The 453-nt window shown below is 68.2% G+C and carries 1 protein-coding gene and 1 tRNA gene; both read right to left on the bottom strand.

Going from position 1 to position 453, the window contains the following annotated elements:
- Positions 1 to 63: 63 nt before the first annotated feature.
- Positions 64 to 138 (bottom strand) — tRNA-Gly (locus ACTIE6_RS24285).
- A gap of 91 nt (positions 139 to 229) precedes the next feature.
- On the bottom strand, positions 230 to 453 hold a 224-nt coding region (locus tag ACTIE6_RS24280), incomplete at its 5' end, for a DMT family transporter (RefSeq protein WP_439559086.1).

The raw sequence follows: 453 nt of genomic DNA, 5'->3' as shown, positions 1-453 counted from the left end.
CCTTACCACTTGGCTACGGCGCCAGCCTGAGGTGGAAGCGCTCGGTCAGGAGGGGCGGAGATTTGGAGCGGGAAACGGGATTCGAACCCGCGACTTCGACCTTGGCAAGGTCGCACTCTACCACTGAGTTATTCCCGCTCATGCCGAGCGACTGCGACCACGAAGTGTACCACACGGCCCAGCGTGTGACGCAACCCCCACGCAACACTTTTTTGTGCGCGCATGGACGTCAATGGGCCAGCTTCAACCCGGCGACGCCCGCGAGGATCAGCGCCAGGCTCGCGAGCCGCCACGCCGTCGGCGGCTCCCCGAGCAGCACCATGCCGAGAACCGCCGTGCCGGCGGCGCCGATGCCGGTCCAGACCGCGTAGGCCGTGCCAATCGGCAGGGTCCGGGCCGCCGCGGCCAGGCAGTACATGCTGGCCGCCAGCAGCGTCAGGGTGGCCAGCGAGG

The organism is Dyadobacter sp., assembly GCF_051859145.1.
Classification (GTDB): domain Bacteria; phylum Bacteroidota; class Bacteroidia; order Cytophagales; family Spirosomataceae; genus Dyadobacter.
Note: the sequence above shows the minus strand (reverse complement) of the source record. Positions and strands in the feature narration are given on the sequence as shown.